Origin of the sequence: Methylibium sp., from assembly GCF_013817365.1 — a bacterium.
GTDB lineage: Bacteria > Pseudomonadota > Gammaproteobacteria > Burkholderiales > Burkholderiaceae_C > Methylibium.
Genome location: NZ_JACDCU010000045.1, coordinates 1 through 14,826 on the forward strand (window position 1 = coordinate 1; position 14,826 = coordinate 14,826).

The 14,826-nt window shown below is 64.9% G+C and carries 9 protein-coding genes and 2 pseudogenes; 5 read left to right on the forward strand and 6 right to left on the reverse strand.

Features of this window, described 5'->3' with window-relative positions; translation table 11 throughout:
- The 5 genes and pseudogenes from H0W38_RS04965 to H0W38_RS04980 form a co-directional block, all read left to right on the forward strand.
- Window positions 1-1,326, forward strand: a 1,326-nt coding sequence (locus H0W38_RS04965) for an HlyD family type I secretion periplasmic adaptor subunit (RefSeq protein WP_292451746.1), incomplete at its 5' end; no start/stop codon positions are given.
- Window position 1,327: 1 nt separating this feature from the next.
- Entirely contained in the window at window positions 1,328-2,596 is a 1,269-nt protein-coding gene (locus tag H0W38_RS04970) for a glycosyltransferase family 4 protein (protein WP_292451749.1), read from the forward strand.
- 2 nt (window positions 2,597-2,598) lie between these two features.
- Window positions 2,599-2,904 (forward strand): annotated as a pseudogene (locus H0W38_RS22020) (calcium-binding protein); the annotation flags it as partial.
- A gap of 82 nt (window positions 2,905-2,986) precedes the next feature.
- Window positions 2,987-5,998 (forward strand): calcium-binding protein, encoded by a 3,012-nt coding sequence (locus H0W38_RS04975; RefSeq protein WP_292451752.1) that lies wholly within the window; start codon window positions 2,987-2,989, stop codon window positions 5,996-5,998.
- Window positions 5,995-9,258: a calcium-binding protein gene (locus H0W38_RS04980; RefSeq protein WP_292451754.1), complete on the forward strand. Its 3,264-nt coding sequence runs from the start codon at window positions 5,995-5,997 to the stop codon at window positions 9,256-9,258. Before H0W38_RS04975 ends, H0W38_RS04980 begins: the two co-directional genes overlap by 4 nt.
- A gap of 75 nt (window positions 9,259-9,333) precedes the next feature.
- On the opposite strand, the gene H0W38_RS04985 is transcribed toward H0W38_RS04980, so the two are convergent.
- From H0W38_RS04985 to H0W38_RS05010, 6 genes and pseudogenes are all read right to left on the reverse strand, one after another.
- The gene (locus tag H0W38_RS04985; RefSeq protein ID WP_292451757.1) at window positions 9,334-10,335 is read right to left on the reverse strand and encodes a tripartite tricarboxylate transporter substrate binding protein; all 1,002 of its coding nucleotides are present in this window, start codon (window positions 10,333-10,335) and stop codon (window positions 9,334-9,336) included.
- A 100-nt stretch (window positions 10,336-10,435) separates the two neighbouring features.
- A complete protein-coding gene (locus H0W38_RS04990; RefSeq protein ID WP_292451759.1) occupies window positions 10,436-11,305 on the reverse strand; it encodes an ABC transporter permease in 870 nt (289 codons plus the stop codon).
- A complete protein-coding gene (locus tag H0W38_RS04995) occupies window positions 11,302-12,468 on the reverse strand; it encodes a branched-chain amino acid ABC transporter substrate-binding protein (protein WP_292451762.1) in 1,167 nt (388 codons plus the stop codon). Before H0W38_RS04995 ends, H0W38_RS04990 begins: the two co-directional genes overlap by 4 nt.
- Window positions 12,465-13,418: a PQQ-dependent catabolism-associated beta-propeller protein gene (locus H0W38_RS05000; RefSeq protein WP_292451767.1), complete on the reverse strand. Its 954-nt coding sequence runs from the start codon at window positions 13,416-13,418 to the stop codon at window positions 12,465-12,467. Before H0W38_RS05000 ends, H0W38_RS04995 begins: the two co-directional genes overlap by 4 nt.
- Before the next feature lie 67 nt (window positions 13,419-13,485).
- A complete protein-coding gene (locus tag H0W38_RS05005) occupies window positions 13,486-14,226 on the reverse strand; it encodes an ABC transporter ATP-binding protein (protein WP_292451764.1) in 741 nt (246 codons plus the stop codon).
- Between the two features lie 64 nt (window positions 14,227-14,290).
- Window positions 14,291-14,826, reverse strand: a pseudogene (locus tag H0W38_RS05010) (hypothetical protein); the annotation flags it as partial.

Genomic DNA, 14,826 nt, shown 5'->3' on the forward strand with positions numbered 1-14,826 from the left:
GCCGCCTTCCTGCCTGCGGCGCTCAGCCTGGAGGAAACGCCCGTTCATCCCGCCCCGCGCCGGGCGGCGCTGGCGGTGTGCCTGTTCTTCGTGATCGCGCTGCTGTGGGCGATGTTCGGGCAGATCGACATCGTGGCGGTAGCGCCCGGTCGAATCGTGGTCAGCGAGCGGACCAAGACCTTGCAGCCGCTGGAAACCAGCGTGGTCAAGCGCGTACTGGTCAAGGACGGCGATGTGGTGAGGGCCGGGCAGGTGCTGGTGGAACTGGACGCCACCATCGCCAGGGCCGACGAGACCAGCGTGCAAGAGCAGCTTGGCGCTGCGCTCTCGGAAGAGCACCGCACTACCGCTCTATTGGTGGCTGTGCGCGCTGGCAAGACGCCTTCGCTCCCTCTCCCTCTGGGAGAGGGCTGGGGTGAGGGCCGCGGCGATGCCCAACAAGCCCGCGCCACCACCCGCCTCCTCGCCGAATGGCACGACATCACCGCCAAGCTCTCCAAGCTGGCCGCCGAGCGCGCCAGCCGCCAAGCCGAACTGGCGACCGTGCGCGAAGTGATCACCAAACTCGAAACCACGCTGCCGATCGCCCTGCAGCGCGAGGCCGACTTCAAGAACCTGACCGAGCAAGGTTTCATGTCCAGCCACGCCGGGCAGGACCGCACCCGAGAGCGCATCGAGCTGCAGAGCGACCTCGCGACCCAACGCGCCCGGCTCAGCGAGGCCCAGGCCGCGCTGAGCGAAGCCGACCAGGGGCGTGCGGCCTACCTGGCCGAAACCTTGCGCACGCTCAGCGACCGGCAAGCCGAGGCCGCCCTGCAGCGCCGCCAACTGCTGCAGGAGCAAAGCAAGACCGAACAGCGCAGCCGGCTGACACAGCTCACCGCGGCGGTCGCCGGCACGGTGCAGCAGGTGGCGGTGCACACCGAGGGCGGCGTGGTGACGCCGGCGCAAGTGCTGATGGTCATCGTGCCCAGCGATGCCGAGGTGACGGCCGAGGTGGTGATCGACAACAAGGACATCGGCTTCGTCAATGCCGGGCAGGCGGCGGCGATCAAGCTGGAGACGTTTCCGTTCACGCGCTACGGCACGGTGGAGGCCACGGTGCGCAGCGTGACGGCCGATGCGGTGAACGACGAGAAGCGGGGGGCGATCTTTCCGGCGACGTTGACGCTGACTCATGCAGCGATCGATGTGGACGGCAAGCGCGTCAACCTGAGTCCGGGGATGAATTTGACGGCGGAGATCAAGACGGGCAAGCGCAGGGTGATCGACTACTTGCTCAGTCCAGTACAGCGGGCAGCGAACGAAAGCTTGGGAGAGCGATGAGATGCGCATCCTCGTGATTCATCAGAACTTTCCCGGGCAGTTCGCCCACCTCGTGACGGCGTGGGCTCGTCGGCCGGGATGGGAGGTGCGCGCGCTCGGCAGCGAAACCGCACCCGGGCTGGGTGGATTCGATGGGCTGCAGCGCTACCGCTTGGCGCGACCGGGTCGACCGAATCAGCATCCTTATCTGCGGCAAATAGAAGCGGCAACGTTGCACGGCCAGGCGACGGCTCGCGCGATGCTCCAACTGAAACGAGGTGGCTTCAAACCCAATGTCATCCTTGCGCACCCGGGTTGGGGTGAAACGCTGTACGCCAAAGACGTTTTCCCGGACGCCAAGCTCATGCATTTTTGCGAGTGGTACTACGGCGCAGAGGGCGCGGATCTGGGATTCGACCCCGAGTTTCCGCTGAGCTTCGATGACCGGGCGCGCGTCAGAACCTGGAACGCGCTGCACACACTGAACCTCGCCACCTGCGACGTGGCAGTCACGCCGACTCATTGGCAGCGCAGCAGACACCCGGAAGTTTTCCAGTCGAAGATTGCTGTGCAGCATGAGGGAATTGCCACGCACGCGCTCGGCCCGGATCGAGCCGCGACGGTAACGACCCCGAGCGGGGTAGTGCTCAAGACCGGAGACCCGGTGATCACCTACGTTGCGCGCAACCTGGAACCGTATCGCGGCTTCCACGTTTTTATGCGGGCGTTGGAGCGCATCCAGAAAGCGAACTCTCGTTGCCACGCGGTGATCGTGGGCGGTGATGCGGTGAGCTATGGCGAGCCGCCGAAGGAGGCTCCGAGCTGGCGAGAGCAGATGCTCAGAGAGGTAAAACTCGACCCGACCCGCACGCACTTTCTTGGTCGCGTTCCCTATTCAAAGTACCTGCGTGTTCTGCAAGTGTCAGCGGCTCACGTGTATCTGACATACCCGTTCGTGCTCAGCTGGTCGATGCTTGAAGCGATGGCCTGCGGCGCACCCATTGTCGGCTCAGATACTGCACCCGTGAGGGAAGTGATCAGCGACCGTGGGAGCGGTCGGTTAGCCGGGTTTTTCGACCAAAGCGGACTTGCTCGGCAGGTTGACGAGCTACTGCGCGATCCTGCATCGGCCGTACCTATGCGCGAAAGCGCATCGTTACTCGTACAACGGTATAGCCACGGTGTCGGCTTGACAGGCTATGACGCGTTGATTGGCGCCACCTCGTCCCCAGAAAGCGGATCGACGCCGGGAAAGAAAACAAAGGAAATAACCGAATGCATTGCAGAGTAGATATGAATCTTGACGAGGCAAACACGGTGCCGGTGGCCACCACCACCTTCACGGGCGACTTCATCAAGGCCACACAGAACGGCAGCTACCTCAAGACCGCCACCGGCTACCAAAGCGCGGGGGCGCAGCCTGGAGCGGCCGACGTCCTGGGCGGCACCTCCGGTGCCGACAGCCTGCTGGGCCTGGGCGGCAACGACGGCCTGGACGGCAGCAGCGGAGACGACGTGCTCGACGGTGGCGCAGGCTCGGACCTGCTGCTGGGCGGCTTCGGCGCCGACACCATTCTGGGCGGTGCCGGCAACGACTTCATCTTCGGCAGCGCCTCGCAGATCGATCTGCCGGGCTCGGTGAACTTCACGCCGCCGGCGTCCTCGGGCGTGGAGCTCGCGCGTGGGTTCTCCTGGGTCGCGTACGACCCCAGCGGCGTACGGTCAAGGCAACGAGGCCATCGCCTTTGCGGGCGTCAACATCAACCCGATCGCCGGCGACGGCGGCAGCGTCATCGAGGGCGGCGCGGGCAACGACCGCATCGACGCCGGCACGGGCGCCGACGTGGTGCACGGGGGCGACGACGACGACTTCATTGCGGGCATGGACCTCGCGGACGTGCTGTACGGCGATGCGGGCAACGACTCCATCGTGGGCGACGGGACGCAGGGCCCTTCGGGCGCTTACACCGCGATAGCGCGCCATGGCGACGACATCCTGATCGGCGGCGCCGGCGAGGACGTGCTGTGGGGCCAAGGCGGCAGCGACGCGCTGTACGGCGGCGACGATGCGGATCAGTTGTTCGGCGATGACACGAGCCTGATCGACACGCCGCTGTCGATGCAGGGCCAGGACTACCTCGACGGCGGCGCCGGGGCCGACCAGCTCACCGGCGGCGGGCGGGACGACACCCTGTTCGGCGGCATCGGCGACGACGCGCTGTGGGGGGACGGCGGTGCTGTCGCCACCGACAGCGCGCGGTACGTGGATGCGGCCTACCAGGGCAACGACTACCTGAGCGGAGGGGAGGGCGATGACTATCTTCAGGGGGAAGGCTGGGACGACAGCCTCTTCGGCGGTACGGGCAACGACGTCTTGATCGGTGACGACAGCGAATCCCGTCTCGGCGGAGCTGCGCAGGGGCGCGACTATCTCGATGGAGGCGATGGGAACGACGAACTGGTCGGCGGTGGCGGCGCCGACACCTTGCTCGGAGGCGCGGGTAACGATCAACTGCAGGGGGACGCAGACACATCGGAAGTGTCCGCGGCCTTGCACGGCGGTGACCTGCTGGACGGCGGCAGCGGCAGCGACACGCTTTGGGGCGGTGGTGGCGATGACCACTTGTCGGGTGGCAGCGAGACCGATGGTCTTTATGGCGGCACCGGTAACGACAGCCTGTACGGTGGCAGTGGCAGCGACGTGCTGCTGGGGGAGGACGGCAACGATGTGCTGGACGGCGGTGCGGGCGCCGATGATCTGCGAGGCGGCACGGGCGACGATGTTTACGTGTTTGCCGCAGGCGAGGTGTCCGACGGAACCAGTGCCGACTCGATTACCGACATCGAAGGGACGGACATCGTGCAGATCCAAGGCGTCAGCCTCGGGGCGATTGAAGTGGCGCGAACAGTGGAAGGTGATGTCTCCCTGGTGTGGGGGCCGGATCAGGGCCTCTATGTGATGGACGGCCTGAGGTCGAGCGTGGAGGCCATCCACGCCGATGGACAGACCGTGTCGTTTCAACAACTGGTCGGTGAACGACTCACCACGACCGTGAGTGCAGGGTCGGCTCGGACGGGTGGCCGCGTGCTGGGCGGTGCCAACAATGACGGATTGAACGTCACCCACGCAGGCAATCGAATTGCAGGTGGACGCGGCGACGACATCATTGGCCTGAACACCGGACTTGGCAGCATCGCCATGATGTCGGTGGGCGATGGAATGGACCAAGTGACGGCTCGCCGGCGCGAACTGCCTGCCGTCCCGGGCGGCCCTGCACCGGAGAACGTGCTCCAACTGGGCGCCGGGTTCGATAGCGCTCTGTTCGGGATCTACCAAGTCGGCTCTCGGTCGTTCGTGCTATTGCTCAACGAGCAAGGCGACGGCGTTCGCTTCAGCTCGATGTCCGGCGCGCCTGGGTCCGTAGCCCCCGGCGACGAACCGTTCGACCTGATTCGACTGAGCGGCGGGGCGGTGATTTCCTGGCAGGAGATTCCCACTCTCGGCGTGGTCACGCTGCCAACGGCTACCCAAGGCAACGACCTGCTCGTGCTGTCGCCGATCGGCGACTTCATGGACGGGTTGGGTGGCAACGATCGGATCGAAGGTCTTGCGGGCAACGACAGCCTGCGAGGTGGAGACGGATCGGACACCTTGTTCGGCGGTCTTGGAAACGACACCTTGAATGCCGGCTCCGGCGTGGATTCGTTGGTCGGCGGCGCCGGGGACGATCACCTTTATGGCGGCACCCGCGGGTCGTTCGACTTCCTGGAAGGAGGTGAAGGCAACGACCAGTACTTTTTCCACTTTGGCTTGTTGACGGGCGTCGAGGGTCAGGCAACTGACGAATCACGCACCTCCGACGACGTGTATTCGTTTGCAGACACAGGCAGCGCCGGCGGAGTGCTGTACGAATCGTTCTCTCTCACCGACATGGGAGGCAATGACCGGATCAGACTGGATTCTTCTTACATAACACCTGCCAACACGGTTGTGCGCTATACCGGTACCGGCCTTTCGATCATCAGCTTGCCTATGAATATTCATATCGAGGGGGCAATCGACGGCGACGGCGTCATCAACGCCGAACGCATTACAGAGTCGGTTGTCTTTCGGAATGGAACGGTCTGGACGCCGGATCAACTGCGAGCCCTGAGTCTGCAACCCTCGGCAACCAGTGACACCATCCTTGGTTACGACCTTGACGACGTGATCAACGGCGGTGCGGGCTATGACCGCCTGTATGGTGGTCGCGGTAAGGACACGCTGAATGCGGGGCCGGGTGGCGGCACACTGACCGGCGGTGCGGGCGATGACGTGTACGTTGTTCGAGGCGGTGATGGCGAAGTTTTTGTCGAGTCGCCGGGGCGAGGCTCACTTGACGATGACGGATTAGACGTTTTGGAAGTCATGACGAATCGGGATGCCGTAACCGTATCCTTCGATCGCGCACGCAGTGTGGACAGGCTGGTGGTCGAATGGAAAGACGGCTCGGCTTCGGCAGGTTTCGATCTGGTCGGCACGCAGCCCGGTGCCTCGGATGTGGTGGAAGAGATTCGTTTTCTCGATGGAACTTCGATCGACGTCGCCCAATTCGTGAATGCCAGCGTAACGATTCCTACGCAGGGCATGACGTCATTCAACTGTTTTCGCTCGACGGCGTTGTCGCCGCCGGAGACGGTAACGATCTCGTGATCGGTGCCGGCGGTAACGACAGGCTTTTCGGCGGGGCAGGCAATGACCGCTTGGAAGGCGGCTTGGGCACAAACGTGCTTGACGGTGGCAGCGGTGACGATCTCGTGCTTTCTCAATCCGTCCACGACACTATTGCCTTCGACGTCGGGTCTGGGCAGGACACGATCTCCGGCCGGCAGTCGGCAACCCTGGCTTTCGGTGGCTCCATCGCTCCCGGAGACGTCGGTGTGAAATGGTCGCGTTACGGTTTACCTCCTAGTTCAACGGCAGATTGGACCGCATCGCTGCAACTGACGTTCGCTCAGAGCCTGGACACTATCGAAGCGACGGCGGGAAATAGGCCCACTGCTTATGAAGCAAGCGCAGGATTCGATCTCTCCAGCAAGTTCAGCATCGGCACGGTTGGCTTTCAGGACGGTACGAATTGGGACATCGCAGCTTTGCTGGCGAGGGCAAACGCGGCTACGGCAGGTGACGACGTGCTGCTGGATGCGCTTGACCAGAACGTATTGGCTGCAGGCAGCGGCAACGACACGCTGTTCGGCTTGAGCGGCGACAACCTGCTCGATGGTGGTACGGGGGACGACCTTTTGGAAGGCGGCGTCAACGACGACACATTGATCGGCGGCGCCGGCAATGACGTAATCAACGTACGCGGCGGACGCAATACGGTCGTTTATGCCCAGGGCGACGGCAATGACAGCGTCTATGGAAATTCCGGTGCGCCGACGATCATCAGCTTCACCGCGGGCATCTCGGTTGGCGACGTGACGCTCAACCGCCGAGACGAAGATGTCGCCGAGGTCGTGGTCGATGGCGGGTCGATTCAATTCCACAGCACTTATGCCGCAAGCGACTTACCGGTCGAGATTCACTTCGCCGATGGAACGGTGTGGGACCAAACGCAGATCATCTCGAAGGTATTGACCGGAGGCGACGCCAACGACCATATGGTGGGCTTTGCAGTGACCGATGACGTGATTTTCGGGGGCATCGGCAACGATCTGCTGGAGGGACATACCGGCTCGGACACGATCGACGGCGGAGCCGGGAATGACACGCTTCGAGCTAATGTTCTTCAAGACGGCGGTGGTCAGTCCGACGAAGACGTGCTCATCGGCGGCACCGGCGATGATCTTCTGCAAAGCATGAATGGCGCAGTGACTTACCGCTTCGATACGGGGTTCGGACATGACACGATTCAGTACGTTGGCGGAAACCGCGACCCAGGCCGGCTCACGACAGCGCTGTTCGGGCCGGGCATATCGCCAACCGACGTGGTCTGTTCTCGGGCACCCACGGGCGACCTGACGCTTTGGGTCCAGCCGACGGGCGACACGATCCGTGTCGACGGCTTTTTCCTGTACGAGGGGTCCGACGAGCTTTCGGCGAGTCGTCCGCTCGACCAGATCGTCTTTTCGGACGGCACCGTATGGACCAGGGCCGATGTCGTCAACCGGCTGGTAGCCGATGTCATGTCGCCAGGAGACGATCTGATCTACGGCACCTCCGGTTCGGACCAGATCGACGCTATGGCCGGCGATGATTTCGTGTACTGGAGTGAAGGCGACGATGTGATAGACGGCGGGGCCGGCAGCGATACGTTGAACGGAGGTGAAGGTGCCGACACGTTTTTCGGTGGTATCGGTGATGACGTTCTGCGCGGCGACGAAGGCAACGATGCCTACCGATATGCACTCGGTGACGGTGAGGACGAGATCGAGGACGAATCCGGTACGTCGGATACGTTAATTTTCAGCGAGGGCATCGGATCGAGCGACATTCGGGTGACGTCGGATCCGCAACAAGCCGCAATCGGTTGGTACCAACTCCGTTTCGTCAATTCCACCGGCAGCATCACCATGTTCGGGATCGAATCAGTCGAGTTTCACGACGGCACGATTTGGAATGCGGCTTATGTGGACCAGCAAGCCAGAAGCATCTACGGCACAGCGGGCAATGAGGTGCTCAATGGCACTGCTGAGGCGGACGGGTTGTTCGGGCTCGCGGGCAACGACCAGCTGAACGGTCTTGCAGGCGATGATTGGCTCGATGGAGGGCTTGGGGCCGATACGCTGAAAGGAGGTGCCGGCCACGATACCTACGTGGTCGACAGCTCGAGCGACACCGTCACCGAGAGTTCAGGTCAAGGCACTGACAAGGTCTTGTCGAGCGTGAGCTACACGCTGTCGGCGAATGTCGAATCACTCGAGTTGACCGGCACCGCAGCAATCAACGGGACCGGGAACACGTTGAACAATCTGATTGCCGGCAATGCAGGGACGAACACGCTGAACGGCGGTACGGGCAACGACACCATGAGCGGCGGCGCGGGGAACGACATTTACGTCGTCGGTGCAGTCGGCGATGTCGTGATTGAGGACGCGAGCGAGGACATCGACACCGTGCAGGCCAGCGTGAGCTTCACGCTGTCGGCCAACGTCGAGAAGCTGACGTTGACCGGCCGTGCAGCGATCAACGGCACCGGTAACGGTTTGAACAATACCCTGCGGGGCAACAGCGCCAAGAACAAGCTCGCCGGCGGCGCCGGCAACGACACGCTCGATGGCGGCTCGGGCGCCGATACGATGCTTGGGGGAACCGGCAACGACATCTACTTCGTCAATACCACCACCGATGTGGTGACCGAGAACGCCAACGAGGGCAGCGATACCGTCAACAGCGCCGTGACGTTGACCTTGGGCAGCAACCTAGAAAACCTCACGCTCACCGGCACGGCTGCGATCAACGGCACCGGCAACGCCCTCAGCAACGTTCTGACGGGTAATTCGGCGGCAAACAGGCTTACCGGCGCTGCAGGCAACGACATTTACATCGGCGGCCAGGGCACTGACACGTTGACCGACAGCTCGACCACTTCGGCCGACGTGTACCGGCTGGGCCGGGGCGATGGCGCTGACACCGTGACCGATTCCGGTGGTGCGAGCGACCGCATCGAGTTGGGTGCGGGCGTGCTCCACGATCAGTTGTGGTTTCGCCGTGTCGGTTCGAGCTTGGAAATGTCGATCATCGGAGGCGGGGACAGCATGAGGATAGAAAACTGGTACTCCGATGCGCTGTACCGGTCAGAACAGTTCCACACGTCGGACGGAAGGATGCTGCTCGACAGCCAAGTTCAGAACCTCGTCGACGCGATGGCCTCATTCGCGCCGCCTGCTCCAGGCCAGACCACTTTGCCGAGCGATTACCGCACTGCACTGGCTCCGACCATTGCAGCGAACTGGCAACCTCAAGGTTAAGGTTGTGGGAAGGTAGGGCTGACCAGCCTCTCTCGCCTCTGCGGGAGAGGGAGGCCGGCAGTTGGACACCCTTCGTCACCCGCCCTGCCGCATCAACCCCAACCGCTCGACAATCTTTCTCTCCGCCGCATAGGCCTGCCGACACGCCTTCGCATAGTCCTCCGGCCCCAGATAAGCCAACTGCTGGTCCGACCTCGCTAGCTCGGCGATGTACGCCGGCTCCAGCATCGCCGCCCGAAACCCGTCGTGCAGGATCTGCACGATCGGTTTTGGCAGGCCTCGCGGGCCGCCCAGGCCGTAGGGCGAGGTGGCGACGATGCCGTGGCCCAGCTCCTTGAGCGTCGGGGTCTGCGGCCAGCGCTTGCTGCGCTCCTCGCCGAAGGTCATGAGCAGGCGCAGCTTGCCGTTGTCGACGAAGGGGCCGAAGGCGGTTGAGCCCACGCCCACCTGCACCTGGCCGCTGGCCACGCCGAGCATCTGTTCGGCCACGCCCTTGTAGGGAATGTGGAGGTACTCCAGCCCCTGCTTGGCGAACAACTCTTCGATCACGACATGCGGCGTGGTGCCGACGCCGTTGCTCGCGATGGTGATCTTCTTGCCCTGCGCGCTGCCCTTGCGCGCCGCGGTGAACACGTCTTCCAGGGTCTTGATGGAGCTGTCGGCCGCGACCACCATGCCGAAGGTGGTGCCGGTGAGCTGCAGGATCGGCGTCACGTCGCGGATCGGGTGCCACAGCACCTTTTGCGTATAGGGCGCGCGGAAGATGGTCTGCGGCAGTTGCGCAATGGTGTAGCCATCGGGCGCGGCCTGCTGCAGGATCGGCATGCACAAGGTGCCGCCAGCGCCGGAGCGGTTCTCGGTGATGACCTTCTGGCTCAGGTGATGCGAGGCGGCCTCTGCTAGCACGCGCATCGACAAATCGGTGCCGCCACCGGGCGGCCAGGGCACCCACAGCGTGATCGCCCGGGTGAAGAAGTCGTCCTGCGCGCGCGTGCATACCGCAGGAAGCGCCAGCGAGGCGGCGGTGCCGCGCAGCAGGGTGCGGCGGCGAACGAGGTGGCGCAATGCGGGTTTCATTATTTCTCTTGACACAGGCGGGCGGCGCTCGATGCGCCACTCTCGGCGCTTCGCAACGTCTTGCCGAGCGGCAGGAAGTCTTCGGTTCGGTCCTGTGCGCTCATCCGCCACCGCCGCCGCGCTTGGCCAGTTGGCCGAAGCCGCGCTGCGGGTCGTAGCCCCAGCAGGCCAGCGCGAAGAACACCGCCAGACAGCCGAGCACCACGTACGGCGCCATGCCCGGATCCTTGCCGTAGAGCGCAAAGCGGATCCACTCGACCGCATGCGTGAACGGGTTGAAGCGCGCGGCCTGGTACACCCATTCGGCGCCCGACTCCTGCAGCTTCCACAGCGGGTAGAGCGCGGTGGACAGAAAGTACATCGGGAAGATGACGAAGTTCATCGTGCCGGCGAAGTTCTCGAGCTGCTTGATGTGCACCGACAGCAGCAGGCCCAGCGCACCGAGCATCAGCGCGCCGGCGAGCACAGCGCCCAGCGCGTGCAGGCCGTTCAAGGTGAACACCGGCAGCTCGGTGCCGATCAGCAGCGCGATGGCCACGAAAGCCAGCGCCTGGATCACAGACAAAAGCGCGGTCGCTGCGAGCTTGCAGAACAGCAGCCACGGCCGCGGCAGCGGCGCGGTGAGCAAGAGGCGCATCAGCCCCATTTCGCGGTCGTACACCATGGCCAGCGAGGACTGCATGCCGTTGAAGAGCAGCACCATGCCGACGAGGCCCGGCGCGATGTAGACCTCGTAGGGGATGTAGGTGTCGTAGGGCTCGACGATGGCGATGCCGAACACGTTGCGAAAACCTGCCGCGAACACCGCCAGCCACAGCAGCGGTCGGACCAGCGCCGAAACAAGCCGGCCGGTCTGCTGCAGGAACTTCATCAGCTCGCGCATCACGATCGCGCGCAGCGCCTGCAGCGCATGCGGCACGCCGTGGCGCGCGCCGGAGGCGGTCGGGTTCAACGCCAGGGTGCTGCTCATCGCGGGGCCTTGCAAAGCTTCTCGCCGGCATCGGTGCCGAGCGTGTCGAGCACGTTGGTCGGGTGCAGGATGCCTTCGATCGGCGCCTGCGAGATCACGCCTTGGCCGTCGGTCAGGAGGATCGGCTGGCGCAGTTGGCCGTCCCAGGGGCGGAAGGTCATGCTCACGCCCTTGGAGCCGTCGAGTTGCGCCTTGCCGAGCGCCTGTTGCCACGCGGTGTTCGGGCCTTTGGGGTGAGCCGAAGCCAGCGCGACGAGCGCCTTGCCGGCCATCCAGGCGCTCCAGTCGTGCGCGGTCATCGGCCGGTCAGTCGCCTTGTGGAAACGGCGCGAAACCTGCGGCGCGCCGAAGCGCTCGAACTGTGCGTGCCAGCCCACGGGCACCAGGCCGGCGTCGCCGACCACCGGTCGCGGCAGCACGGTGCGGTAGGGCAGTGCGCGGGCGAATTCGCCGTCGCTGTCGACCACCCAGACAGCGTCGTACTGGGTGCCGGCGGTGAGCAGCAACGGGTTGGCGAGATTGCGCTCGCGCGGGTCGGCCGAAAGCTTGAAGGGCTTGTTCGCCACCACCTGCAGGCCGTAACGCTTGAGCGCCGCCTGAACCACCTGCGCGCGCTGCTGGTCGATGGGGCTGCTGCCCACGAGCAGCAGCAGCTTGCTCCACTTGCGCGAGAGCAGGGTCTGCGCGAGCGCGTCGGCACGCATGCGCTCGCTGGGCATGATGTGGAAGAGGTTCGCACGGCAGTTCGCCCCGCGTAACGGGTCTGCCGCCGCGCTCACGTTCAGCACCGGGATCTTCACGGCGTCGGTCACCGCGAGCAGCCACTCGGCCGGCAGGTCGGCGATCAGCACGGCGGCACCGGCTTTCTCGGCAGCGACGGCGGTGGTTCGCGCTGCGGCAAGGTCGGCGGCTTCCTCGGTCTGGACCTCGACTGCGGCGCCTGCAGCGTCGAGTTCGAACTGGCCTTCCTCGAGCGCGAGCTTCACGCCGTCTTCGGCCGGGCCGGTCGGGTGGCCGAGGTAGGCGCGCTCGGCGCGGCTGCGGTCGAGCCGTTCGTCGTCGTCCGGCACGATCAAGGTGGCTTTCAGCGTGGCGGCCTGTGCTGCCAACGCCGCTGCCGACAGCGTCAAAGCCGCTGCAAGACCCAGCGCAAGCCGCTTCATTCGACGATCACCACGCCATAGGGAACGCGGCCGACGGGAATGGACTTGACCGCCTTGACGCCCGCAACGTCGACCACCGTCACGTCGTCCGACAGGCCGTTGATCACCCACAGCCGCGACTCGTCCTTGTTCAGGGCCACGTTCCAGGCCCGCTGGCCGACCAGCACCAGGCCGGTGACCTTGCGCGAGGGCACGTCGACGAAGGCCACGTGATTGGCCTTGCCCAGGCCCACGAACGCGCGCTTGCCGTCCCGCGTCATGGTGATGCCCACCGGCGTGATGTCTTCGCTGCGCGCGCCCTTGACGGTGAACTCGATCGTGTCCTTCACGCTGTGGTCGGCGGTGTCGATGATGGTGGCGCTGGCATCGAGTTCGCTGGTCACCCACAGCTCCTTGCCGTCGGGCGTGATCGCCATGCGGCGCGGGCGCTTGCCGACCTTCACGTTCTTGACCACCTTGCCGGTGGCGGTGTCGATCACGTGCACGAGGCTGGCGACTTCGGAGGTGATGTAGAGCAGCTTGCCGTCGGCGCTCACCTTCACGCCTTCGGGCTCCTCGCCGACCTTCACGGTCTTCAGGACCTTGCCTGTGGCCGCGTCGATGAAGCTGGCTTCGCCTTCGTCTTCATTCGAGACGTAGATCGTCTTGCCGTCGGGCGAGAGGTCGAAGGCCTCGGGTTCGTCGCCCAGGGGAATGCGCTTGACCGACTTGCCCGTGGCCAAGTCGATCACGTCGGCCTCGTTGGAGTCGGTGCACGCCACCATGAGCTGCTTGCCGCCGGGCATGAGCTGCACGTGGCGCGCGCGCTTGCAGGTGGCGATGGTGCCCTTGACAGCGAGCGTCTCGGTATCGATCAGCGTCAGCGCGTCGTCTTTCTCGCTGCTCACATAAGCCGTGCCGGCCTGGGCGGCGGTGACCAGGGTGAATGCGGCCACCGTCAGGGCGACCATCGTCAGGGTTCGAGGCGTCTTCGTGTTGTTCATCGGGAGTTTTTCCTGTCTTTGTGAATGCACGGCGTCAGGCCGCCTTCGAGCGCTCGCCGGCGCCTCCTGTGCGTGCGATGAAGCCGTGCTCCAGCGTGTCCTCGCCGAGTGTGGCGGTCACCTCGGCCGGCGTGCCGTCGGCCAGCAGCTCGCCCTTGTCTAGCACCAGCACGCGGTCTGCCTGCTCCGCTTCTTCGACCAGGTGAGTCGCCCAGAGAACGCACACGCCGCGCTCGCGTACGTCGTTGCGCATCGCGGACAGCAGGTCGCGTCGCGACTTCGGGTCCAGCCCCACGGTGGCTTCGTCCATCAGCATCACGGCAGGTTGGTGCAGCATCGCGCGCACGAGTTCCACCTTGCGCCGGTTGCCGCCGGAGAGCTCACGCACCGTGCGGTTCAGGTCGGCATCGACGCCGAGCCTCGCGCAGCCCGCTGCGATGCGCTCCTTGGCCAGTGCGCGCGGCAGGCCCTGCAGATCGGCCTGGAACAGCAGGTTGCGCTGGATGCTCAGGTCCATGTCGAGCGAGATCTGCTGGAACACCACGCCGATGTGGCGCAGCGCGGCCGAAGCGCCGTGGCGCAGCGAATGGCCGGCCACTTCGACCTCGCCTTCGTCGGCCGCGAACAGGCCTGTGAGCACCTGGAACAGCGTCGACTTGCCGGCGCCGTTGGGGCCGAGCAGCGCAGTGAACTGGCCGGCGCGCAGCTCGAGGCTCAGGGACTTCAGCGCGACGCGCTCGCCATAGCGTTTGGTCAGACCGCGCACGCTCAGCATCGGTTGTTCTTCTCCGGGGATGGGGGATCGGGCAGCGCGCTGCCCGGTGCGAAGCCGCGGCGCATCAGCGCGCTTCGAGGAGCGGTGACTCTACCGCCGCAGGCGTGTCCGTGAGGGCGTGGGAGTTCGCGTCGGTGCGCAACCAGAGGCTGCCGCTGCGCGCAGCGCCGGGGATGAAACGCAGGGGCTGGTTCGCCGCGGACGTGGCGGCCTTCGCCGAACTCATGACCCGGCCGTCGGGCGCGATGACCGTGAACGCGGCAGCCGCATCGACCATGCCGGGCCGGGACTGCGCATCGCCATCGTCGGCCGAAATCCACAGGATCTTCATGCGCCCGGCGAGGCGTTGCCGGCTGGCGTCGACCACCGCCTCGGCGTCGGCCAGGTCCTGCGGCGTGGGCATGAGCGCGTCGCGGTTGAGCCAGGCCCAGCCGTGGTACTGCGTGCTGGTGAGTTCCAGGAAGTCGACGCCCATGCGCTCGGCCATGTCGATGATGCGGCCCACGTGCGGCAGGTTGTAGCGGTGCATCACGCAGTTGAGCACCATCGGCCAGCCCAGGCCCTTGATGATCGCGGCGACCTTGCTCTTGTGCTCGAAGG

Bases quoted from the DNA above. Each gene is read 5' to 3' on its own strand.
- H0W38_RS05000 (WP_292451767.1), bottom strand. From the start codon at position 13,418: ATGGTCGCCCTGACGGTGGCCGCATTCACCCTGGTCACCGCCGCCCAG.
- H0W38_RS04995 (WP_292451762.1), bottom strand. From the start codon at position 12,468: ATGAAGCGGCTTGCGCTGGGTCTTGCAGCGGCTTTGACGCTGTCGGCA.
- H0W38_RS04985 (WP_292451757.1), bottom strand. From the start codon at position 10,335: ATGAAACCCGCATTGCGCCACCTCGTTCGCCGCCGCACCCTGCTGCGC.
- H0W38_RS04990 (WP_292451759.1), bottom strand. From the start codon at position 11,305: ATGAGCAGCACCCTGGCGTTGAACCCGACCGCCTCCGGCGCGCGCCAC.
- H0W38_RS05005 (WP_292451764.1), bottom strand. From the start codon at position 14,226: ATGCTGAGCGTGCGCGGTCTGACCAAACGCTATGGCGAGCGCGTCGCG.
- H0W38_RS04970 (WP_292451749.1), top strand. From the start codon at position 1,328: ATGCGCATCCTCGTGATTCATCAGAACTTTCCCGGGCAGTTCGCCCAC.